Below are 24,034 nucleotides of genomic sequence, written 5' to 3'. Positions count from 1 at the left end.
GCCGATAAGTGGCATTTCTCAGTATATATTCAGAGCAAATTGTCCTCTCACATCGTGGCGACTCGAGCGACGAATCCTAGAGGAGTTCTCACATCGTGGCTCACTTCGCCATGATGTGGAAGGTTTTAATTGAGTTCATTGAATAAATTAAATGCAAAGAAAAAGGAATCGCTCACTTCGTAAGCGATGATTTTACTCAGGTATTTCTTAGTGAGGATAAATCCTGTATGATAAAGGGTAGTTTATACAGAGAGGGCGAGTGTAGTGAATATACAACAACTAAAATATTTAGACTATATAGAAAGAACAGGATCGATAAATCGGGCAGCAGACCTGTTATTTGTCTCGCCTTCGACAATTTCAGTTTCCTTGAAGGAACTAGAACAAGAAGTCGGACGACAACTCTTCACGCGGTCGAGCAGTGGTATGACGGCCACGCATGAAGGTTATGAATTTATTACCCAGGCGCGTCAAGTGTTAAGTCAGTTGGAAGTAATGAGGGATACGTTTATTGATACGGATACGGAGCGACAGTGGTTTTCGGTATCGAGTCAGCATTATGATTTTGCATCAGAGGCTTTCAGCAAGTTTATTCAAGGCGAGAATTACCAACGTTTTGTTTACCGCTTTTTCGAGGTGGACACTTATACGGTAGTTAAAAATGTGTCGCAAAACATTAGTGAGTTAGGCTTTGTTTATTTGAGTGAATTTAACCGCCGATTATTGACGCGCTTTTTCGAACAAGAAAACCTGCAGTACCATGTGATGTGGGAATTTCAGCCGAAAGTGTTTGTGCGTAAAAAACATCCTTTAGCAGATCGAAAGAGTGTTAAATATAAAGATTTATTAGATTACCCAGCGATAACTTTTGAGCAAAATGATCAGCAAAATGAATTTTTGGCAGAGCATCCTTTAGAAGTTCAAGCGAATCAGCGAAAGGTGGTCGTCAGTGACCGAATGAGTGCGATCAATATTATTATAGGTTCTGATGCTTATTTAACCGGATCAGGCATTATGATTAATCAAATTACCGATCCACATATGGTGTCGATTCCTTTAGAAACTTCAGAAAGTCATTATATTTGTTGGATTGCACCCAAAAACCAGAAGCTATCTGACAATGCAAAATCATATTTAAGGCTAGCTGAAGAATCACTAGGTGAAAGGGTTGAGAGCCTCCAAACGATTCAATCTCCAGATTATTATTCAATCTAAATCGAGCCGCCTTTCCTTTGGGAAAGGTGTTTTTTTTATGCTGAAAATAGTCTGTTATTATTTTGAAAGCAAGTTTAAGATATGTGTGTTTTGTTATATCAAAACCATCTAATCTGTGTCATAATCATATTGTGATATTTATTAGTTAGGAGGAAACTTAATGGTCAAGAATCGTAAGATAAGATATGTAAAAGATTCATTAATTAAATTAGGTTTAGCAGGAATGTTAACGTTTCAAACCATGGCGCCAAGCGTATTAACGGTCGTTCGGGCTGAGGATGGTAGTGAGGTTGTTGAACCATCGACGGAAGTAGTTGAAACACAAGAATCAGTAGTAGAAACATCAGAGGAAGTTACTCCGCCAGAGCAAGATATTCCAGTAGATGAAGAGGCTCCAGTCGGAGAAGGAACACCATCAGAGTCATCGAGTTTGGAAAATGATACTGAAGTAATTGTTCCGGAGAGTTCAATAGAGACACCTGAAGATAGCGAAGAATCAGAGGCAACAGAAGATCAAGAGGTAGATCCAGAAGCTGATCCAGAAGTGATTGAAAGACATGAGATAATTCAATTAACTGTCGCGGAATTATTAGCAAATCCGGAAGGACTAGTGAAAAAAACAGCCGTTGGAGATGTGGCGCTTGATATTCAGTGGCAAGAATCTGAATTTAGATCTGGAAATGAAAATTTTGAAATCAACATTAACAATATAACCGCTTCAATTCTTGTTCCATATAGTGAATCACCAGTAATCGACACTATGGATATGGGTGCTGCTGTTTCTAGCGATGGAACGGTGACTGTATATAATCCAGGGCATATTGCATACTTAACAGATCAAGGAGAGCAAATTCAATACACTCTAACGCTTGAAATATCAGATACATTTAGTGTAGAACATCTGAATGTGAATGTGAAACAGGAAGAAGGAGTTCAAGACTTTGTGACTCAAGATAATCTGTTAAAAGTATCGATTGATCATGCAGCGGGTACTGTTAATTACCAAATGACAAATGGAGATTGGGTAATTAATCAACCGTCTACGGATTTTCTGAGTGAAACTCAATTTACTAATGACTACCGTATAACAGCTTACTCGCCATCGACTAAAAAGACTAAGTCCTACTGGTTAGTGGTTACTATTTTACCGAACGTTGAAAAGTTACAGATGCACATTACGCGAGATAATCGATACGATACAGGGAAAGAAGTCTATGTTCGCTCAGAGGCTTACGATGGCTTTGAGTTCAATGGACGATTTAATCAAGAGGAAGAAGTTTTCATTGTTGAAGTTTTTTCAAATGATACGTTGAAAAACTGGGAAGGTGATTATTATCATACTTTTAGTCTAGAAGAAGAAAGTGGTGAATACTCGATTGTGTATTCTCACCACGATCAAGAAACTGGGGAAGTATTGGATTATATTGAATTAACAATTCTTTTGGATAATCGAGAGGTAGATAATCAAGAATCCAAAGAGTTTGGACCATTCTCAATCAGTCTTGAAGATTTAAAGATAGAATTACCAACAGATGAACTCTATCCTATAACGCTAGACTTTAATAATCGACAAGACACACTTTATCTTGGTTACGATGTGCATGGTTACTATACGGATGAATTTGGGTACTCAACTCAAGATTTGCTTGTCATGTATTATCAATTTGCTAACCAAGAAACACAAATTTTCCTTGGAACTCAATGGCTTGGAGATAATAGTAAGTTAGATATCAGAGGATATTATGGAAATAACATCATTCTTAATCTATCAGATTTGCCTGAGATACCTATTTATGAACAAACATTTGACTTAAACTTTGATCACTCAGAATTTAACAAGCTTGCTCATGATTTTGGTGAATTTAAACTAGAAGCCTATTATAGAGGGTACCGTGACGGAGTCTATCATTTAGAATTAATAGAAAATGAAGATTATTATATACAATTAGAGGATAACAATTATGACTTGTGGGATCAAGAGTCACAGCATGTAAAGCAATTTTCACTTTTAAATCAAAGAACAGGACGGACGGTTGCTAAATATAAACTTACCTTTAATGTTGAAAAGCGTGATTTCTTTAATACAGATGAGGATGGATTTAGTATTACAGATGATGAGATTGATAGAGTAGAGGACATTACAATTACTTTAACACCACAAGACTTATTAGAAGCAGCCAATTCTAAAGATCGTAGAGTGTTAAAAGAAATTGATAATCGATTAGAAGTGGCACTTCATGTCTACTTAAATACTAATGGTCTTCGTGCAAATGAACCTTATTATTCAGCATATTTCAACCAGGATAGCATTTGGCCTAAAGGCTTGAGAGACGGTCAGTTAGTATACTTCGGTAATAATGATTATTGGCAAGTGTATACTAATCATTACTTAGCAGCTGAACCGTATATCGAATCAGAAACCTTATATTATGTCGAACAAGATGGAGAAGTCATTCAATACAATTTAAAGATAGCTTTTGAAGATATTATTGAACCTCAAGAGTTGATAATTGATTTTTCGAATGAAACCGATAAAAGTCAGGTGTTATCAGCGGATAATCTTCTTTCGGTGACGGTTGATTATGATAATCGCTCATTAAGTTTAAATACCATTGAAGGTTGGACAACTGTTGAAAAGCAACTTGCGATTGATATTCGTTACGACAATTATAATTATTATGTTCATTTAATTTCGGATGTTGGCGAAACAAAGTTCTATCATTTAAAAGTGAATACACTGATTAATGATGAAGCTACTAAAGAAGTTGAAATTACGTTAACTAAGAATAATCAAAAAGCTTTTGGAACAGAAGTTTATGTGGACATTCCAGAGTTAGGAAACACTTCAATGATTGGGTTTTACAATGAATACCAGAATAGGTATGAAATCAATTTAGATCCAGACTATGAATTTATTAATGTGTACGGATATTTTGAATACGAAGCTAATGGTGAAGATACAACTTACATTGGTTATCTCGAAGAAGGCGATATTAGTATTAATGGAGAGCCCCAAGTAGGTAAGCGTATCAAGGTGATTGTGACAATTGATGATGAAGCTCCAGCAGATGAGGCGAGATTAACCTTTACACCCAAAGTTTCATTTGAAAAACTTCAAATGCACAGTAAGACTGATGGTTATGAATTAACTTTAGAATATAACGATCGTCGCCAAGAGTCTGTCTTCATAGGTTACGATGCGGTTGGCGTGTTTACCGACTGGAGCTACCATTCAACTAAAGATAAATTTATCCAGTTGTATGAAAATAATGGGATTTACTCACTGCGTAATATCTTATATGAAACAAGTCCAGGTTTTATAGAGTTATATACTGACTATGGGAACACAGTAACGTTAGAGGTAGTTGGTATACCAGAGCTTATTAAAGAAACTATAGAAATACCTGTTACTTTAGAGCATGGCTCTGACAGTCCGCAGCAAGTAAATTCACAAGCTTTTCCAAACTTATCTCTAATCGCGTACCATAATCATTCACAGGATTACTGGGATACAAGCTATACATTGGAAATGCCACGTTACGATTATGACGGTATATATGAAATCGTTTATGATATGGAATGGGGAACCTTTGTTGATGATGAAGCAGAGACTATTTCTGAAATCCTTAACATAAATCGCGTAGGTGAAGGTAATCGTATGATAGGGCAAATAGAATTAGTTTATACTTTTGAAGCACCTAAATACGAAGAACGTGAAACAATTTCAATAGATTTAATTCAACAGAATGCTAATAACTATTTTGCGACTCAAAACTCAGTTAGCGAAGACGGTTTAGTTGTTTTATCCAGTCGCTATAATGAGTATGACCATGAAGATTCACTATTTAAATTATTTAGCCTCTTAGCGGGCGTTACGCCAGAAGCAAAAGAGGACAACTACATGTTAGTGGGTCATTATTACATCGGTGAGGCAACTAAACTAGAGGGAATGGACACTGAATTTAATATTAGTCATAACCCCGCAATATTGTTAAGAAATAATAATTCGGACGTCATTTACAGATACCCTATACAAGTGACTGTGAATGAAACGCCGGGAGAAGACAATCAGGATGGAAACTACTTCGAATTTGAAGGGGATGCGTCTGAGTTTATGAAAGTAACTCAAACAACCAATGGTCCTGTTTATGGGAAACAAGTACAACTGAAAATTTCTGATTATGAGTCTTTAAATGGAAGAATATTCTTAGATAAAGAAAACATTATGGCTTTATTCGACGATTCAACACCACCAGAAGAGCGCTACATGTTCTCTGATATAAGAATGTTAGTATATAATCTACCATTAACTAAAATTGACGAATTTACTTATGAAGGTAAATTAGATCAATTCACAACGTTGAAAGTCAATATCTTAGATCCAGAGCAGACAGTGATTGAAGTAAGAGACCTTCAAGTGAGCGGTGATGATTTAATAGAAAATAAACTGTTATTATCAGGTGGTGAGATATCTTCATTAATCGCCACAGTTAAACCACTTAATGCGACTAATCAAGCAATAACGTGGACTTCATCTAATGAGGAAGTTGCTAGCGTATTGAATGGTGATGTATATGCCCATGCCAGTGGTAAAGCAGTGATTACTGCGGAAACGCATAATGGATTGCAGGTTCAAATAGAAGTTGAAGTGAAAAACAATGCGCCTGTTATTGAGGTTGAAGATGAAGAGTACCGTGAAGTTGTTAAAGTCACAGGTCCATCTACTGCCATACCAAAAGGGGCGACGTTAAGGGTAGAGCCAATTAAAGAAGAAGCCGTCGCCTATAAACAAATGGATCAATTAACAGATGGTCGTATGACGATGTTCGATATCAGTTTATTCAATAAACAAGAAAACATTTCGGTTCAACCAAATGCTCCATTAATGGTTTCAGTTAAAATACCTGAAGGTTACGATGCATCAAAATTAAAGATGTATTATTTTGATGAAAAAACTGGAATGAGAGAAGAATTAAAAGGTTATGTTGATGGAGACTACTATACGTTTGAAGTAAAACACTTCTCATATTATGTATTAGTTGAAGAAGAAGTAGCGGTTCCTGAACCAGTGATTGTAGAAAAAACATCTGAGAAAACTACAGAAATACCCTTTAAAAGAATCAGACAAGCAAATGATGAATTAGAAATTGGTGTTGAAAGGGTAGTTGTTAAAGGGATTAACGGTGAGAAAACGATAATCTTTAAAGATATTTATACGGATGGCGAACTAACTTCTTCAGAACAAATAGGTGAAAAAATTACTGACCCAATTGATGAAGTCATTGAGTATGGTACTTTACCTAAGGAAACAGAGTCAGACGACGAAACAAGTTCAGACGACGAGTCTTCAGATGAAACAAGCTCTGATGAAGAAACAAGTTCAGACGATGAGACTTCAGATGAAACAAGTTCGGACGAAGAAACAAGTTCAGACGATGAGACTTCAGATGAAACAAGTTCAGACGAAGAAACAAGTTCAGACGACGAGTCTTCAGATGAAACAAGCTCTGATGAAGAAACAAGTTCGGACGAAGAAACAAGTTCAGACGACGAGTCTTCAGATGAAACAAGCTCTGATGAAGAAACAAGTTCGGACGAAGAAACAAGTTCAGACGACGAGTCTTCAGATGAAACAAGTTCGGACGAAGAAACAAGTTCAGACGATGAGACTTCAGATGAAACAAGTTCGGACGAAGAAACAAGTTCAGACGATGAGTCTTCAGATGAAACAAGTTCAGACGAAGAAACAAGTTCAGATGATGAGACTTCAGATGAAACAAGTTCTGATGAAGAAACAAGTTCAGATGACGAAACAAGTTCAGACGACGAGCCTTCAGATGAAACAAGTTCGGACGAAGAAACAAGTTCAGACGACGAGTCTTCAGATGAAACAAGCTCTGATGAAGAAACAAGTTCGGACGAAGAAACAAGTTCAGATGACGAAACAAGTTCAGACGACGAGCCTTCAGATGAAACAAGTTCGGACGAAGAAACAAGTTCAGACGACGAGTCTCCAGATGAAACAAGCTCTGATGAAGAAACAAGTTCGGACGACGAAACAAGTTCAGACGACGAGTCTTCAGATGAAACAAGCTCTGATGAAGAAACAAGTTCAGACGATGAGACTTCAGATGAAACAAGTTCGGACGAAGAAATAAGTTCAGACGATGAGACTTCAGATGAAACAGAGTCAGACGACGAAACAAGTTCAATTGAGGTAAAAGACCTTCAAGTAACTGGAGAGAATTTAGTGGAAGGTAAACTAAACCTTTCAGGTGGAGACATTACATCACTAATCGCAACTGTTAAACCACTTAATGCGACTAATCAAGCAATAACGTGGACTTCATCTAATGAGGAAGTTGCTAGCGTATTGAATGGTGATGTATATGCCCATGCCAGTGGTACAGCAGTGATTACTGCGGAAACGCATAATGGATTGCAGGTTCAAATAGAAGTTGAAGTGAAAAACAATGCGCCTGTTATTGAGGTTGAAGATGAAAACTATCGAGAAATCGTTAAAGTCACAGGTCTATCTACTGCCATACCAAAAGGGGCGACGTTAAGGGTAAAACCGATTAAAGAAGACGCTCGCGCGTATCAACAAATGAATACATTGACTAAGGGTCGTATGACAATGTTTGATATTAGTTTATTCAATGAGCAAGAGAACATTGCCGTCCAACCGAATGCACCCCTGATGGTATCCGTTAAGATTCCAGAAGGTTATGATGCGTCAAAATTAAAAATGTATTATTTCAATGATAAAACTGTAACAAGAGAAGAATTAAGAGGGTTCGTCGATGGGGAGTATTATACTTTTGAAGTCACTCACTTCTCATATTATGTATTGGTTGAAGAATCAGATCAAGATGATGAGACTCCAGCAGAAAAAGTTGAATTATCGATTGAAGTGAAACATGAGTGGCAAGGTATCAGTCTAAATAATCAACCAACAGGACTTAAAGGACAACTTGCTAGCGAGACAATCAAAGTGAAAGACGGAGAAGAATTTACTGTTAAAGCTTTAACAACATCAGACGTTAAGTTAGATGGAATTGAAGGCGTTCATGAATTTATTGCTCCTGAAGATCTTGTTGTGACAGCATCACAAGATCAAACAAGTATCACGATGATTTATCAAGTCGTGCAGAAGAACTCTGAAGAACAGGTGAAAGCTTTAGAAGTAATGTTAGCTAAAGCGAAAGCCGCAATCGCTTCTTATAAAGCAAAAGAAGCAGTTACTAGGGCACTATTTGATGGTTGGATTCGTTCAGTATCAGCTCAGCCTTTGACGTTCGATGAAGCTCAAGCAGCTGTAATCACACAAGTTCAAGTCCTAACGGCCTATCTAACAACAATTGAACAAGGTGGTTATATTTCAATTTCTTCAATTGATCAAAGTCTGGTAACAACTCAAGCTGCAATTGATGAATTAGTTGCTGTAGGGCAAGAGAAAGAGAAACCTGCAAAAGAAAGTTCATCTACAGAAGTAACGAAAGGTAAAACTAAAGATGGCAAGTTACCAAATACTGGTGAAAACAGTATGGTTTGGGTAACTGTGTTAGGCTTAGTGATATTAGCTTTCGGAGTGGTTTTAATAGTAAAACAAACAAAGCGTCATAGACGTTAAATATTAAGAGTAAAATCAAAAGAGGTTCTTCCCTAAGTGGAGGAACCTCTTTTTGTATCCAAAATTAAAAAGAGTGTCAGTGAGGATTTCCTCACCAACACCCAAAAATTTGCAACCTCTTTTTAAATTGAATATAAATTACTCTGAAATTTCAGAATAATACATTTTATAAATTATATGCTGTGGATAGTTACCGAAACGCTTTCCAAAAATAGTCATACCTCCAGCATAATCAGTTTCTTCAACTTCGAGTTTAATTTTGATGAGTGTGCCATCTAGTTTGATGTCATTCAGATTAACTTGTGAGATTGGCTCACCGTCAACTAATGTTTCATGAGGCGTGATGCGCAATGTTTTTAGTAAACCATATTGACTGTTCCGGTCAGGCCACCAGTCGGGGTTTAACTTGCCTCGTACATCAGAGAAATTTCCAGGGATTGTCCAATTACCAACATACGTATCATTTATATGGAAAGCAACAGACGAGGGCCAATTATTATTCGAGATGGGAAATTCAGAAGCTAGCTCTAAGATTATTTCCAGCAGTTCCGGTTTTTGCTTTTGGACTATTAAATAATTGGGAATTTTATACTCTAAAAAACCTTTAGTCAGCCAAACAATATCTGCATCCATTCTTCGAGGATCCATGAAATGCATAGGTTGATCAAGTTCACCAATGTAACTTTCGTATGTTGCCAAGCCACAAGTTGGCGTAGCGTAGTAATCAGTAAAGTGACCCACGGGTATGCTTTCTTGATGTATTTTGTAATGTGGAAAAACATGACCTGGAAAGCGGATATACAATTCATCAATCGCTAATCGACAAATCTTATGGTTTCCAGATTGGGTAGACATTAATTGAGTTTCAATTAAACCTGCTGTTTCTAATTGCTTGACATGTCTTGTAACAATCCCACTTGAAAGATAGAGCATTTCTGCTAGTTGTTTTATATTGTATTCACCTTTTGAAAGTAAGTTGATAATTCGCAAACGAGACTCGCTTGCTAGGGCCTCTAGGATAGGTAAGGAGCTTAATTGTGTATCGATTTCCATGAATATTCCTCGCTTTAGTTATTTTATTTGTAGGTGATTTACCAATAGGTTAATAGCTCCGAGAGATTTTTGGTGATAACCCAGAGCCCTTGCTTATTCTATAAATACAGTCTAAACCACTGGGTAAGCGTTTGCAATATAAAGATTTAGCATTTATACTTTGGGTGAAGTTGGAAATTACTGCTGAATGAATTGACTCATAGGTTAATTTGTATCTTTGAGCTAGCGTAGAAGTCTCGAGGGGAGGTTTGTGGAAGTCAGTGGTGTCTGTCGCGTAGTCAAAATCATCTTATGTCCAAAATTTAAAAATACAATTCAATGGAGGAATATTTAATGAAAAAATTTAGTTTAGTAACTTTGATAGTTATGGTTTTCTCTTTCGTTGTACAACTTAACCCTCAGCAAGTGAACGCACAGGAAAATGTCATTACGGTATGGAGTGGAGTAACAGGACCAGATGGTGATTTAATTAGACAGAATATTGACGAGTATAACGCAACTAATCCAGCTTACCCAGTAGAATTATTAGCAATGGAAGGCAGCACATTAAATAGCCGTTTGGTTACTGCGACTCGTTCGGGTGAAGGGATTCCGGATTTAGCTTTAGTAGCGTCTGAGACCGTTTCCCAATATGTAGGTCAAAGTCTATTGGAACCTTGGGATGCATTGATTGATGGTACAGATGTGAATGCAGAGAATTACTTAGCAGAGGCTTGGGACGTGGGAACAGTGGAAGGGTCTCAGTATGGTCTTCCAGCAACAATGGGAACTTGGGTAATGTATTATAATCAAGATTTAGTTGATCAATACGTGCCTGGAGCGACAGAGGATAACATTATCACTTATGAAGAGGTAACAACGGCTGGTGAAGCAGCGAAAGACGATGGCATTATAGCTTATGGTTTTGGTTGGCCAATGCAGAACTTTAATAACCTGTACTTACAAATGGGTGGGAAATTCTCTGATGAGGAAGGTTTCTTGACAATAGATAACGACACAGCAGTGGCTACATTCGAACACTTCAAGAGTATGTATGAAGCAGGTCACACTAACAAAAACGGAGAAGATACTGTGGCTCAGTTTATGAATGGTGAAACAATCTTCTTGCCAGAAGGTACATGGATGTTAAGTCAAATGGAAGAGATTACTGATTTTGCGTGGGGACAAACATTTACACCACAATGGGATGCAGAAAATATTGTACAAGCGAGTGGTGCGTCCCAATTTGCGATGTTTGTTGACGAGAATAGACCGGACGAGCGTAGACAAGCAGCAGTTGAATTTGTTGATTGGTTAAGAACAAATCAAATGACTTGGTTAACATCAGGTGAAAACACTGCATCATTAGCTATGTTAGAAAATGAAGAATATTTAGCAATGCCACAATCTTTCTTAATACAAACGCCTGAAGCAAGGGAAGCCATTACAATTGTAACGGATGAAGGCTCCTCTCATATTTTTGGTGAGATCGATGCAGCTGCGTGGGATGTTTTAGAAGGTAATGTTGATATTAAAGAAAAACTAACAGAAATCCAACAAATCGTCAACGATACAATGGGCTATTAGTCTATTCGAAATAACATCAATAGCATGAAGGAGGATGACTCATCCTCCTTTTCTTGAAAAAAAGGGTGATTAATATGGAAAAAACTCAAATGACTCAAGTCAATAAAAAAGGAAGAAGGTTTAGTTTTCTACCGGCTTTCTTCATTGGACCACATTTATTGATTTTCCTCATTTTTACTCTCATTCCATTTGCTTATGGAATTTATATTGCATTTACTGATTGGGATTTATTTACAGATCCAGTCTTTGTTGGTTTGGAAAACTTTAAAACGATTCTTTTTAACCAAGATTCAAGTTTCTATAATCAGTTTTGGAATGGTCTGCAGAATACATTTTTCTTTGTATTAATATCAGTCCCATTTTGTATTTTGGTACCATTAGTTCTAGCAACCGTTCTATCGACTAAACCTAAGTTACACCGTTTGTTTCAAGCGGTATTTTACGTGCCTTCTTTATTCGCTATTTCTGCTGTTATGATTATTTGGCAATTTTTACTGAGTATCTCTTATGGTCCACTAAATGATTATTTTGATTTAGACATCAACTTACTAAGTAATCAACCTTGGGCTTGGATTTCCTTAGTAGTGGTCACTATCTGGTGGACAATTGGTGGCAATTTAGTGATTTATCAAGCAGCAATAAGTGGCGTTTCAAACGACATGTTAGAAGCGGCTGAATTGGACGGGGCCAATGGTTTTCAGAAATTAACGCGAGTCGTGATCCCAAGTATCCGATTTCAGATTTTATATACAACGATCATGACAACAATCGCTCAATTTAACGTATACGGTCAGCCCTTAATGTTAACGGGTGGAGGACCGAACCGTTCAACGCAAGTTTTAATTATGAACATTCAACAAAATGCTTTCGGTAGTGGAATGGCTCGTGCAGGAATCGCTTCCGCCATGGCAGTTATGCTAGGCTTGTGTATTATGGTCGTTTCAATTTTTCAATTTGTTCTTATGAGAAGACAGGATTAGGGGAGCTGAGTGACATGAAAAAATATAAAAAAATAACTCTTTCGCGTGTTCTAGTCTATCTTTTATTGGTACTAGCTGTGCTTGCTTGGCTTTATCCGATTATTTGGGGCTTATTGACTTCATTTAAACCAGAAGCCGAAATTAGACAATTAGGTTACAGTTTCTTGCCGATTAATTGGACGATTGAAAATTATCGTGAAATTCTATTCGAAAATCCATCGACTCCGATTATCAGTTGGTTCTTTAATTCAGTGACGGTATCCGTCAGTCACGTTATGCTCGTGTTGATTGTCACATCGCTAGCTGCTTATGGCTATGCACGTTTGGATTTTAAGGGAAAGGATCTATTATTTTCTTTCTTGCTTGCGTCAATGATGTTTCCGGGAATTGTCAATTTAATTCCTCTTTACGATATTATGCATGAACTAGGATGGGTCAATAATAAATTAGCGCTTATCGTTCCAGGTGCAGGTAGTGTCGGAAATGTCTTTTTGGTAAGACAATTTGCTTTAAATATCCCTAAATCATTTGATGAGTCTGCTCGAATAGATGGGGCATCCGATTTTCAAATATTCTATCGGATTATTTTACCTATTCTAAAACCAGTGTTGATTGTAACTGGCTTGTTTAGTTTTACAGGTTCTTGGAATGACTTCTTATGGCCCTCTATCATCATGAGTGGGGTAGAGAAATTGACGATTACACCGGGACTGCAGCTATTACAAGGTCAATATCGAACGTTTCCTGGCTTAGGCACGGCGGGGGCAGTGATTGCGATTGTACCGACTTTCTTATTGTATTTATTTGCACAGAGGTATTTTATGGAGTCTTTATCTTTAGAAGCAGGATTAAAAGGTTAAACACTGGAGAGGATAATCATGAGTAGAAAGCTGGAAAGATTCTTTATCTATTTAGCCAGTAGTTGGCAAATCATTACAGGTGCGATTACGGCTGGCATGTATTTACTAAATATAACCTCGACGTTTACAGCGGTTGCGCCAAGCGAGTCAATGTTTGGAATGTTTGTGTTTACCTATGGAATGGCCTACGTCACGATTGGCGTACTTAACATGATTCTAACGCATAAATATGTAACAGATGGCAGTTTGCAAAAAGAAATGGCCCTATTTTGGGTGATTTTAATAGTCGTTTTCTTATTGTTGGCTGATTATGTGAGCATGATGGGTTTAATTATTGCAACGACGCTCACCTTAGCTAAAAACAAATCAATACGGATGATTCAATTAGAAGAGATGAATTAATATGTTTACTTAGTAAAGCTCAAGATAATTGTATGGAGGAGCAGTCAAATGAAAAGAGAAGAATATCCTAGACCGCAGTTTGTACGCGATAATTGGATGAATTTAAATGGTGTATGGGAATTTGCTTTCGACGATCATGATCGAGGGATGGCTGAAAAGTGGTATCAAAGTGATCGCACATTCGATCAACAAATCAATGTCCCTTTCGTCTATCAAACGGAATTAAGTGGGATCAATAGTCAAGAAACCCATGAAATTGTTTGGTATAAGCGACGGTTCGAGCTTGAAGCCGATGCAGAACGAGAGCGCGTCCTACTGCACTTTGGAGCGGTTGACTATGAAGCGACGGTCTTTTTGAATGGTATGATGGTCGGCCATCATATTGGGGGGCATACGCCATTTACAATCGACATTAGTCCCTTTATTGCAGAAGAATTGTTAGAACAAGTGTTAACTGTCCGCGTTTATGACCCGCGCTATGATGAACGGATTCCGCGTGGCAAACAAACGTGGGATGAGACACCCCATTCCATTTGGTATACCAATACTACAGGCATCTGGCAAACCGTTTGGTTGGAAAGAGTGGCTCACACTTATATCGACACCGTTCTTTTTACACCAAATATTGACGATGGATCAGTTAAGGTAACCGTTGATTTAGTGAATTATGTAGAAAATCAGTGGATTGCTTATGAAATTAAACTTAAGGATGTTGTTGTGGCAGCAGGAAAATGGCAAATTAAATCAAATTTTAATGAAATTATTGTTCAATTGAATCAACAGAAAGTGTTTCGTTCCGCCTTCCATGATAGCGGCTGGTATTGGTCGCCCGAACGCCCTAATCTCTTCGATGTTCACTTTAAATTAATTGGTGAAGAGGGAGTGCTAGATCAAGTGGACTCATATTTCGGTATGAGGAAAATTCATACCGAAAAAGGAATGGTTTACTTAAACAATAAACCTTATTATCAAAAGCTAATTCTTGATCAAGGGTATTGGCCAGAGTCATTAATGACCGCCCCTTCAGATGAAGCATTAAAACGTGACATTGAATTATCTAAAGAGATGGGTTTCAATGGCTGTCGTAAACATCAAAAAGTTGAAGATCCAAGATTTTTATATTGGGCAGATCAATTAGGCTTTCTGGTTTGGGGAGAATCGCCGTCGGCGCATTACTTTAGTAAGGAATCCATTGATTATGTCACGAATGAATGGAAAGAAATTGTCAAAAGAGATTATAACCATCCGTCAATTGTGACCTGGGTGCCTTTCAATGAAAGCTGGGGAATAGGCGAAATTGGTCGCGACCGCCAACAACAACATTACACTCAAGCACTCTATCATCTTCTACATGCATTGGATCCAAGTCGCCTAGTGATTTCAAATGATGGCTGGGAAATGACTGAATCAGATATTGCGGCTGTGCACAATTATCAGCATGGACAAGTGGCCGAAGTGAAAAAATTTGATAAATATATAGAAGACATCCACACAAAATCAGGGGTTTTATCCTCACAATCAGCCAATCGTGCCATTTATGCGGAAGGCTTTACTCATCAAGGAGAACCGATTCTGCTGACTGAATTTGGAGGTATTGGTTATAAAGTTGGAGAGCAAGCCGGATGGGGGTATACCACTGTGAATTCCGAGGAAGATTTTGTCCTCGAGTATGAACGTGTTGTTAAAGAAGTGTTCAATTCAGAAGTTATTTTTGGATTCTGTTACACCCAACTTTATGATGTGGAACAAGAAATAAATGGACTCTTAACGTATGATCGCCAACCGAAATGTTCCTTAGATAAAATCAAAGAAATCAACAATCAGTACCATCCAAATATGATTTCGCCCAAATAGAAAATAGGTGATAATATGAACAAAATAGGTTCAATAATCTTATTGTTATTGGTAACTTTATGCTTTGGAGGCGTTAGAACAATGAATGCAGAAACATTAACTTATCAAAATCCGATTGGGACTATGCGAGATATTGGTGATCCGTTTATTCTAAAGGATGATGAGACCTATTACATGTATGCGACTTCCGCTCCAGATATTGGTTTTAAAGTGTGGACGTCAACGAACTTAGTGGATTGGCAAGAGTATGGCCTTGCATACGATCACATTCAGTCAAAAATGTGGGCAAGAGGTGATTTCTGGGCGCCGGAAGTGATTAAATACGGCGAAACTTATTATATGAGCTACAGTGCGCGTAATCAAACGGATAGTTTAAGAATTGCGATTGCCACCAGCGATTCGCCGACAGGACCCTTTGTGGATGCCAATCCTGATTTGCTTGCGGCGGAAGGCTCCTATATTGATGGGCATTTCTTTATCGATGAGGATGGGACGCCATACTTCTACTATGTCAAAGATAATTATGAGAACATCATTGATGGCAATCACGTGAGTCATATGTACGTTCAAGAAATGTCGGATGATTTATTAAACCTAATAGGCGATCCCGTTTTTCTTTTTGGACCGGATCAAGAGTGGGAAGGTTTAGGAGCCGAATTCCAATGGAATGAAGGGCCTTACGTGGTTAAACACGATGATTTATATTACTTAATGTATTCGGCTAACTTTTATGCAGGGCCAGATTATGCGGTAGGCTATGCCGTCAGTGAACACCCATTAGGGCCTTTTGTTAAGAGTGAATCGAATCCAATATTATCTTCTGATTTAGCAAACGGGATTTCAGGCCCCGGACACAATAGTGTGACCCTTGGACTCGATAATGAGACACTGTACGCAGTCTATCATATTCATACTGACGCAAATAATCCAAGTGGTAATCGTCGACCGGCCATCGATCGTTTATATTTTGAAAACGGCGAGATGAAAATTGAAGGACCGACATCAGGTGAAACAGAGCTTCATTAATATCACAAAAAGACAGACTATCATTAGTCTGTCTTTTTGCGTATTTAACGATTGCTATCGTTCTATGCTTATTAATTCTTGCGAATTAAAAGGGGCGTCCGCCAAAAGGGAATTTCAAAACATTGTCTCCATTACCCGGCGTGTCATCGTCGTCCTCTTCATCAAAGACGTCATCATCAAAATCATCTTCGACTGAATCGAGTAGCGACAAGTTATCCATAAAGAAATCCGCGAATTCTTTATCTGAGGTCATGTTCATCATTTCCTTAAAGTCTAGCGTGGCTTCGTCGTAAAAATCATCAAGCGTCTCAATTAAGAGTGGATTGCTGTAAGTTGTCGCCACGGTATCAATGCTGATTTCCACTACTTGAATAAAGGGGTGTTTTTCGCTGTATAATAATAGTTCTTTTTCGATGGTCTGGATTATTTCATCCAGAAAAACCAAACGACGCAGGTTTTTATGTTCAATAGTATGAATCGTTTTGATAATTTGTCTGTCGAGGTGACGCTGCAATAATTTGGCTTCTTTAGGTATTAGTTCGACAACATCATCATTCATCATGACATACTCTGTGTCTACAAACAGAGTACAGAAAATATTAGTTAAATTATCAATGCCAAATGCTTCCAATTGATAGGACGCTAAGTCAATTTCATACTCAATAACGGTAAAGTCTTCCACGACTATCACTCCTTTATTTAGGTTTTTAATTTGTACTTATTGCTATTATACATAAGCCCAATGAGACAAGGTAGTAAAATTGTGTGACTTATTATAGTACTTTTCAAAGCGTCAGTTGGACCATCGTCTGGGGAGGCGCAAAGGACTACAAGTGATTGAAGGATTTATTTTTCCCAAAGGGTGTTCTCACACGGTTTAAAGGTTATTAGGTCGAATTTACATAATCATGACCTAATCTTTACAATAGGCAGGTGAAAATTTACAGAGTTTTTACAAAGCTTTGTTAGTATTTAAATTGAAGAAATTCATATCACTTATTTGAAGGAGTTTTTGTAAAATGAAAAAATCACTATTATTGTCAATGTGCGCGTCGGTTTTACTTTCAGTAGCTTCACCAGTTATGGCATCTGCAAAGCAAGAAGAGGGTCAATTTGCTGACTTACCCGTTGTGACGTTAGAGGAAGGTCGCGCGTTAACAGAAGATTTATCATTAGTGAACGAAAACCAAGCGAAATATGTTTTCTTATTTATCGGTGACGGCATGGGGAATATTCCAGTTTCCGCTGCAGAATACTACTTAGGTCCAGACAATGGCGCACAAGGTTCTGGAATGGCTCAGGCTCAACCGTTAAACTTCTCGCAATTTCCTGTCATTGGTTTACAAAACCCAACAGATGCTGACCATTATGTGCCAGATTCGGCTGCAACGGCCACTGCTTTTGGTAATGGCGTGAAGATCAATTCAAACGTGATTGGTTTAACACCAGACTTTACAGAACAAACGGAATCAATTGCTGAAAAAGCAAAAGAAAGCGGCAAGTCAGTGGGGATCTTATCGACAGTGACGTTGAACCACGCAACGCCAGCTGCCTTCTATTCAAACGTTGAACATCGAAATAACTATTACGAGATTGGTCAACAGATGGCTGCGTCAGGCTTCGATTATTTCGCTGGTGGCTCATTAGGCCAACGTACAGGTAGCGAAGGCTCAGATCAAGATTTATACGAAATTTTAGAAGAAAACGGCTATACAGTTGCTGATACGCAAGAAGCTTTCGATTCGGTTACCGCTGAAACTGGTAAAGTATACGCACCAGCTGAAGTTTTATCGGGTACTGCAATGAAATACGCGATGGACCGTGAAGAAGGCGAACAAACTTTAGCGGACATGGTGGCTAAAGGAATCGAAGTCTTAGATACGAACGAAGAAGGTTTCTTCATGATGACTGAGTCTGGAAAAATTGACTGGTCGGAACATGCAAATGATGCGGCTGCCGCAATCAAAGAAGTCATCGACTTCCAAGATGCAATCCAAGAAGCGGTTGATTTCTACTACGAGCACCCAGAGGATACTTTAATCGTTGTGACGGCTGACCATCCAACCGGTGGGTTCACAGTTGGTAACTCAGAGACTGGCTACAACAGCTACTTCCACTTAATCGACAACCAAGTGGTTTCTCAAGAAGTATTCGATAGCATTTTTGCGGCAGCGCAAGAAGAGAATCCAGAGATGACTTTTGAAGATTTCGTACCAGTTTTAGAAGAAAACTTTGGTTTTATTTTTGACTTAGACGTAACGGAAGAGGTCTTAACTCATGCGCAAAAAGCTGAATTAGAAGCAGAAGAAGTGGACCCAATGACGATTACGGCGATGGAATTGGAAGAATTACGTTATGCTTTCGATCAATCAATGTTAACTTATGATGAGCGTAATGCGGGTCAAGCAGACGTTATCAAAGGTTACCATTCTTACTTACCAATCTCGATTGCAGCAACGCGTCTAGTAGCTAACAAAGCTGGTTTCGCCTTTACAACCGTTGACCACTCACCAGAACGTGTTCCAGTTTATGCGATTGGTGCAGGTGCAGCAATGTTTGAAGGAAACTTTGAAAACAGTGACGTTGCTTACAAATTGTTAGCGGCAATGGGCTTATATCAAGGCGGCGACACGGCAGTTCCACAAATTGAAGTAACTGGTAAAGCAGATGCAGCCAAAGAAGAAGAAGCGACTACTGAAGAAACTGCAGAAGACGCGACATCTGAAGAAGCGGCTACAGAAGAAACTACTGAGGAAACTACAGAAGAATCAGCAGAATAATATTAGAGTTTGCTTGTTAAAAGAATTAAGCGCAGCGTATCCACTAAACGCTGTGCTTTTTGATATGAATGACCGATTACTTACTGAGAAAATAAACTAGGATGAAGGACACTAACTAATATGAAGAAAAGATATTTATTTAAATGGGGGCTCATCTTATCCATGTTTGTACCGAGCCACACGATTGAAGCCGAAGAAGCAGCTCTGACATTGAGCGACTTACCTTTTCAGGGCTACTACGTTACGACCAGTGAACATGCGATTGAAGGCTTGTTATTTGAAGAAAACCAACTGTATATTTACTTGAACGATCATTTACATGATGACACGCCGGGACAAGAGTGGGCAGAATTTCTGGAAGAATTTCATTCCTTCCCGCACCCAGATTTAAAGAATTACTCAGCCGGTGTACGTGAACGCTATCTAGAGGAATACGATTTAGCCTATGACTTACAGGCTGTCTATCAAGAAATTGCAGAGCAAATTACACCAGAAATGTCACAAGCTGACATTCAAAGGCTGATTGATAACCGTGTACCAGGTATTTACTATACACATAAAAATGACCAGCCATATTATCAGATTGCTCGTGCGACAGTCTATCAAGAAGGCGATAGCTACCAGCTTCATCTGTTTGGTGAACACTTATATACATTCGAATCATCCGAAAATCATACGCTTATTAAGGATCAAGACGGTAATACTTACGAGTATATCCCAGGAATCAATCCTTATTGATTCAGCCATAAAGGAGTTCTATCAATGAATAAACAACTTAAATTTATCATCGCTTTATTATTAGCTGGCAACTGTTTGTCGCTAAAGCTTTCGTCTGCAGAGTCAGAACATCACCATAATCACGGCGCATCTTTCGCTAATTTTATCCCGGATAAAATACTTAACCCAGACGACACTGAGTATGAGACCCCTGAAGCAGTCGCGCAACATGTCGGTCTTTATACGACTGAAACGGCGATTGCTGAACTGGGGGTCGATTTGAAGCTCCTCTTGATGATACAAGAAGATGGCCTCTTCAATTTGGCTTACTACTTCGTGAACCAGCCGGAAACGGCTGGCCAACGCTTTTACGTGAACGCAGCCGGCAAGCTTGAAAGCACACCAGCAATCTATCAAGATTTAACCCTCATGACGGGCGCGCTAAGTGAAATTGACGGAGGTCTGGGGTCGGGCTTGATCCGTGAAACCCTTGCGCCGATTGTGCTTGTGGATGAAGCCGGGCAACCTGATGGGTTGTATACGTACATGACGATGGCTTACGGCTTGCGCGAAAATTACCAGAATGCCCGCGTTTACCAGAGTGTTGGTCTGTACATCAGTGACGGCGCGGTGATGGTTGACGTCCCTCATTTGCTTGGACTCGACTCTAGCGAACCATTGTTGGTTCAATTTGAACAAGTCGACCAAGATACCGATGAATTCCTGGTTGCCACGCCAAGCTTCGAACTCCTGCAACATAACTTTGATACTTACTTAGAGGACCACAACGATTTTCTGATGGCTTTCGACACGCCTAACGATTTCGTCCAGAAAGTACTGGCCATGCACTTAGAAACCAACACAAGTTTCCCGCAAGACACGAAGGTCGAGCTCGTTGACGCGACCCTAACGAACACGGAAGCCACTTATGCGCTGCTGATTAACGATGCGCTACTTTACGCCTATGACGGCAAAGCCCTCCACCTGGCGACCGAATTTAGCCAGACAGACACCGGCCACTACACCGCCAACGAATGGACCACCAACTAAAATGAAAAGGAGCCTTCATTTGAAAAAACATGAAACTCATACTGACGACCTAATCGAAAAAGAAACGAGTAAGGATCCCCACCACCCAGACCACCTCAAGCATTCTGACAAGGCTAGTCGAACAGAAAAGCAGGTTACCCGCAAAGAAAATTCTCGTCCTGCCAGCAACCTTATGAAAGACCCTCATGACCCAGACCATCTTCGTAACCGTGATACTTATAGAGCGAACGCTGCTGCTAAAGAGAAAGCAGCAGAAGTTTCACAAGAAGAAAGTGACTCTCCTTTTAGAGTGCCAAGTCATGACCCTCATGACCCTAAGTCTCCTCGCGATCGTTATTAATTAACAGACTTCTAGTGTTAGAAGGCGAGCCCCAGCCTCATTTGTTAAACAACGCTAGGAGTCCTTCCTACTCGTTCCCGTCGTATTAACCAGAAGCCAGCTTTTGCATAGTCGACCTTGAAAGAAACTAGCGGACTCCTTATTGTTTAATAGTGGCTGCCCGCTTTGACAGAATCAATAAGAAAAGACTCTGATATTCCGCCGTCGGCTATTCGCGACGGCTTTTTTGAATAGGTGTGATTGCCTTTAAAAACAACGCTGAAGCCAATATAAAATTGACAAGCTGTTGCGTTCAAGGAAACTAAATCAATCAACTACTATTTCAAAAACAATCGAAATATTTACTTAATAGAAGCCATTAATAATCGCTGGAAGAGAGAACCCTGCATGGCAGTGGGAGTGTGTATACTTTAGTGAAATTGAACCCGTTGATTAGTTCATTTCCCTAATAGGCCATCCAATGAACTAGTTTTTGTCCCCAGCAGAATTCTTAATAAACGAAATAATTAATCATCAAAACATTCAAAGGTATGTTAAAATTAGAAGTAAATATACCAACCAATGGGTTTATTGTGTTGAATTTTTTATAAAAGGGTGGTCAACTATGCAGGCAGTAAATTTAGGTAGAGTGATTGATGATATTAGACGCAATCGAAATATGACAGTTGAAATGTTGTGTGAAGGGATTATCTCACCTTCGGCGTACTCTCGGTTCGTGAGTGGGAAAACCTTTCTGGCGTCGGACTCCTTTATGAAGTTAGTGTTTCGGCTCCATATGACGTTTGCGATGTTTTTACAAGATCATTTAGATTTCTTCAGAATAAAACATCATTATGCCATGTTAAACAACGCCAAAGGTTACGATAATCTTGCTTTGGTTCAGCAACTAATCGGTGACTATCAAGCCAGATATACAGCTGCTCAAAAAAAATCTAAAACCAATGAAGCGTGGCAGGTTCACGATGAACGTTTTTTAATGGTCGCTACAGCGCTAGCTAAACAGCTGTCAGAAAGTCCTGATCGTCAAAAGTATCTGGAAGAATACCAAGAACATATGTTGCAATGCAAAAGTTTAAGCGACAATGATTTTTTCGGCGTGAAACTTTTATTGCCTTATATGACATTAAAGGATGCTGAAGCTGTTGTTAAAAAGCCTTTAAAGCAACTAACAGATCTTAAGGAACCCGGCTTAGCTGAAAATTTATATTATGTCTGTGGCATTCTATATATTAAACATCTCGCAGCCGGACAACCAAAGAAAGCTGACCGTTATTATAAAATGTTAGACGAAATATTCCTTGATTCACTCGATTTAGGCTGGAAGTTGTCACGGAAATTGTATCAGACTATTCACCTGTATTTCACAGGCGAGGAAGATCGAGCAGTCGACCAAATCAATAAACTGAGTGTCTTTTTTTCAGACTTAAATTTATCTCATCAATCTCGATTCATTGCACAGACGTGTCGCGAATTAAATATCCCCCATCAAGAATTGGAGGCAAGCAAATGAGTACTAGCCACAAGGATCTGATTGAGAATTTACGAAAAAAGAAAGCTTTATCGATGCAAGATATCTGTGGAGATTACATCTCGCATTCTTCGTATTCACGTTTTATTAATAAAGGCCAGACGTTGGCGATTGATAAGTTACTTTATATCTTGCGTCAAATGGATTTGAGTTTTAGAGAAGCCGGTCTTTTTGACCACAATATTCAGACTTCTAATGAGGATAAGGTGTTGATGGCAGAAATTGTGGCCAAAAACGATATCAAACTGATGGGCGAAACGGCAGAGTTATTTACCAGCAAAGCCAAACGCACTTATGATATATACGGCATGCTGGCGATTCAGTTGCGCCTTAGAATGGGAGGCGAAACGGCTGACAAACAAGAAAAGGAACTCAAGGACTATCTTTTTAACGTCCAGAATTGGGACTTTAAAGAAATGTATTTGTTTACCTTTATCATGGATCGTATGGAGAGTGCTGTCATTCTCCACCATGTCAACCGAACTTATCAAAGAGCGGCTGAACCGTATTTACTTGAACGCAATCTGAATCTGATTATCTTAATTGGGGAGGCTCATTTTGAGTTCTTAAAACGTAAAGAAACCAACAATGCCCAGAAAATGTTAGACCAACTTGAAGTCCTTACCATTAATCGTACGTTTCACAGTGTGCAAGGGCACTTTACGATTTCTCAAGCTTTGCACAATGTATTGAAAGAAAACCGTCTTGAAGACTTTCAGAAAATTGAGCGCCTCTATCATAATTTTACTGTCATCGAAGCTAGCTTCTTCGCTAATAGATTAGAAAGCCGCTATCAAGAACTTCAACGCATTTACCAACTGCCTGAGCTTAATTGGCAAGTAGACACGCAAGACCTTTTATAATTTATAAGAATCGGGCATTAAGATACGCGAGTGGTAAAGTCCTATTTTGGTAATTGTAGGGATTAGTTTTTCCTTCTTTGGCAGCTTTTACCAATTCAAGTGAAAGTTTTTTTATAAAAAAGATGAATATTGTGCATTTATGCAATAAAAACTAAACTCTAGCTAAT

At 38.8% G+C, this 24,034-nt stretch carries 16 protein-coding genes; 14 read left to right on the top strand and 2 right to left on the bottom strand.

Annotated elements, in window-relative coordinates; genetic code table 11:
• The first annotated feature begins 264 nt into the window (after window positions 1–264).
• Together ACTQ5J_RS04965 and ACTQ5J_RS04960 are read left to right on the top strand one after the other, a co-directional pair.
• Complete coding sequence (locus ACTQ5J_RS04965) at window positions 265–1,215, top strand: LysR family transcriptional regulator (RefSeq protein WP_441751089.1); 951 nt, start codon at window positions 265–267, stop codon at window positions 1,213–1,215.
• A gap of 160 nt (window positions 1,216–1,375) precedes the next feature.
• On the top strand, window positions 1,376–8,848 hold the full coding sequence (locus ACTQ5J_RS04960) for a G5 domain-containing protein (protein ID WP_441751087.1): 7,473 nt from the start codon (window positions 1,376–1,378) through the stop codon (window positions 8,846–8,848).
• Between the two features lie 138 nt (window positions 8,849–8,986).
• On the opposite strand, the gene ACTQ5J_RS04955 is transcribed toward ACTQ5J_RS04960, so the two are convergent.
• The gene (locus ACTQ5J_RS04955) at window positions 8,987–9,901 is read right to left on the bottom strand and encodes an ArsR/SmtB family transcription factor (RefSeq protein WP_441751085.1); all 915 of its coding nucleotides are present in this window, start codon (window positions 9,899–9,901) and stop codon (window positions 8,987–8,989) included.
• A gap of 333 nt (window positions 9,902–10,234) precedes the next feature.
• Between ACTQ5J_RS04955 and ACTQ5J_RS04950 the strand changes: the two genes are divergently transcribed.
• The 6 genes from ACTQ5J_RS04950 to ACTQ5J_RS04925 all read left to right on the top strand — a co-directional run bounded on the left by ACTQ5J_RS04950 (window position 10,235) and on the right by ACTQ5J_RS04925 (window position 16,589).
• Complete coding sequence (locus ACTQ5J_RS04950) at window positions 10,235–11,467, top strand: extracellular solute-binding protein (RefSeq protein ID WP_441751083.1); 1,233 nt, start codon at window positions 10,235–10,237, stop codon at window positions 11,465–11,467.
• A gap of 74 nt (window positions 11,468–11,541) precedes the next feature.
• Window positions 11,542–12,447, top strand: coding sequence for a carbohydrate ABC transporter permease (locus ACTQ5J_RS04945; protein ID WP_441751082.1), 906 nt, complete (start codon window positions 11,542–11,544; stop codon window positions 12,445–12,447).
• Window positions 12,448–12,461: 14 nt separating this feature from the next.
• Window positions 12,462–13,307: a carbohydrate ABC transporter permease gene (locus ACTQ5J_RS04940; protein ID WP_441751080.1), complete on the top strand. Its 846-nt coding sequence runs from the start codon at window positions 12,462–12,464 to the stop codon at window positions 13,305–13,307.
• An 18-nt stretch (window positions 13,308–13,325) separates the two neighbouring features.
• Window positions 13,326–13,709, top strand: coding sequence for a hypothetical protein (locus tag ACTQ5J_RS04935; RefSeq protein ID WP_441751078.1), 384 nt, complete (start codon window positions 13,326–13,328; stop codon window positions 13,707–13,709).
• Window positions 13,710–13,757: 48 nt separating this feature from the next.
• Window positions 13,758–15,563 carry a glycoside hydrolase family 2 protein gene (locus tag ACTQ5J_RS04930; protein ID WP_441751076.1) on the top strand — a complete coding sequence of 602 codons (1,806 nt, stop codon included), beginning with the start codon at window positions 13,758–13,760 and terminating at the stop codon, window positions 15,561–15,563.
• 81 nt (window positions 15,564–15,644) lie between these two features.
• The gene (locus tag ACTQ5J_RS04925; RefSeq protein WP_441751074.1) at window positions 15,645–16,589 is read left to right on the top strand and encodes a glycoside hydrolase family 43 protein; all 945 of its coding nucleotides are present in this window, start codon (window positions 15,645–15,647) and stop codon (window positions 16,587–16,589) included.
• 85 nt (window positions 16,590–16,674) lie between these two features.
• On the opposite strand, the gene ACTQ5J_RS04920 is transcribed toward ACTQ5J_RS04925, so the two are convergent.
• Complete coding sequence (locus ACTQ5J_RS04920; RefSeq protein WP_441751072.1) at window positions 16,675–17,271, bottom strand: hypothetical protein; 597 nt, start codon at window positions 17,269–17,271, stop codon at window positions 16,675–16,677.
• A 337-nt stretch (window positions 17,272–17,608) separates the two neighbouring features.
• Here ACTQ5J_RS04920 and ACTQ5J_RS04915 point away from each other — a divergent pair, with 337 nt between their 5' ends.
• The 6 genes from ACTQ5J_RS04915 to ACTQ5J_RS04890 all read left to right on the top strand — a co-directional run bounded on the left by ACTQ5J_RS04915 (window position 17,609) and on the right by ACTQ5J_RS04890 (window position 23,867).
• Window positions 17,609–19,369, top strand: a complete 1,761-nt coding sequence (locus ACTQ5J_RS04915) for an alkaline phosphatase (protein ID WP_441751070.1) — start codon at window positions 17,609–17,611, stop codon at window positions 19,367–19,369.
• 120 nt (window positions 19,370–19,489) lie between these two features.
• Complete coding sequence (locus ACTQ5J_RS04910) at window positions 19,490–20,107, top strand: hypothetical protein (RefSeq protein WP_441751068.1); 618 nt, start codon at window positions 19,490–19,492, stop codon at window positions 20,105–20,107.
• A 24-nt stretch (window positions 20,108–20,131) separates the two neighbouring features.
• Window positions 20,132–21,136, top strand: a complete 1,005-nt coding sequence (locus ACTQ5J_RS04905; protein WP_441751066.1) for a hypothetical protein — start codon at window positions 20,132–20,134, stop codon at window positions 21,134–21,136.
• Between the two features lie 19 nt (window positions 21,137–21,155).
• The gene (locus tag ACTQ5J_RS04900; protein WP_441751065.1) at window positions 21,156–21,476 is read left to right on the top strand and encodes a hypothetical protein; all 321 of its coding nucleotides are present in this window, start codon (window positions 21,156–21,158) and stop codon (window positions 21,474–21,476) included.
• Window positions 21,477–22,080: 604 nt separating this feature from the next.
• A complete protein-coding gene (locus ACTQ5J_RS04895; RefSeq protein ID WP_441751063.1) occupies window positions 22,081–22,986 on the top strand; it encodes a helix-turn-helix domain-containing protein in 906 nt (301 codons plus the stop codon).
• Window positions 22,983–23,867 carry an Rgg family transcriptional regulator gene (locus ACTQ5J_RS04890; protein WP_441751061.1) on the top strand — a complete coding sequence of 295 codons (885 nt, stop codon included), beginning with the start codon at window positions 22,983–22,985 and terminating at the stop codon, window positions 23,865–23,867. The genes ACTQ5J_RS04895 and ACTQ5J_RS04890 overlap by 4 nt, the downstream gene beginning before the upstream one ends.
• Window positions 23,868–24,034 lie beyond the last annotated feature (167 nt).

The organism is Fundicoccus sp. Sow4_F4 (assembly GCF_052116145.1).
Lineage (GTDB): Bacteria > Bacillota > Bacilli > Lactobacillales > Aerococcaceae > Fundicoccus.
Note: the sequence above shows the minus strand (reverse complement) of the source record. Positions and strands in the feature narration are given on the sequence as shown.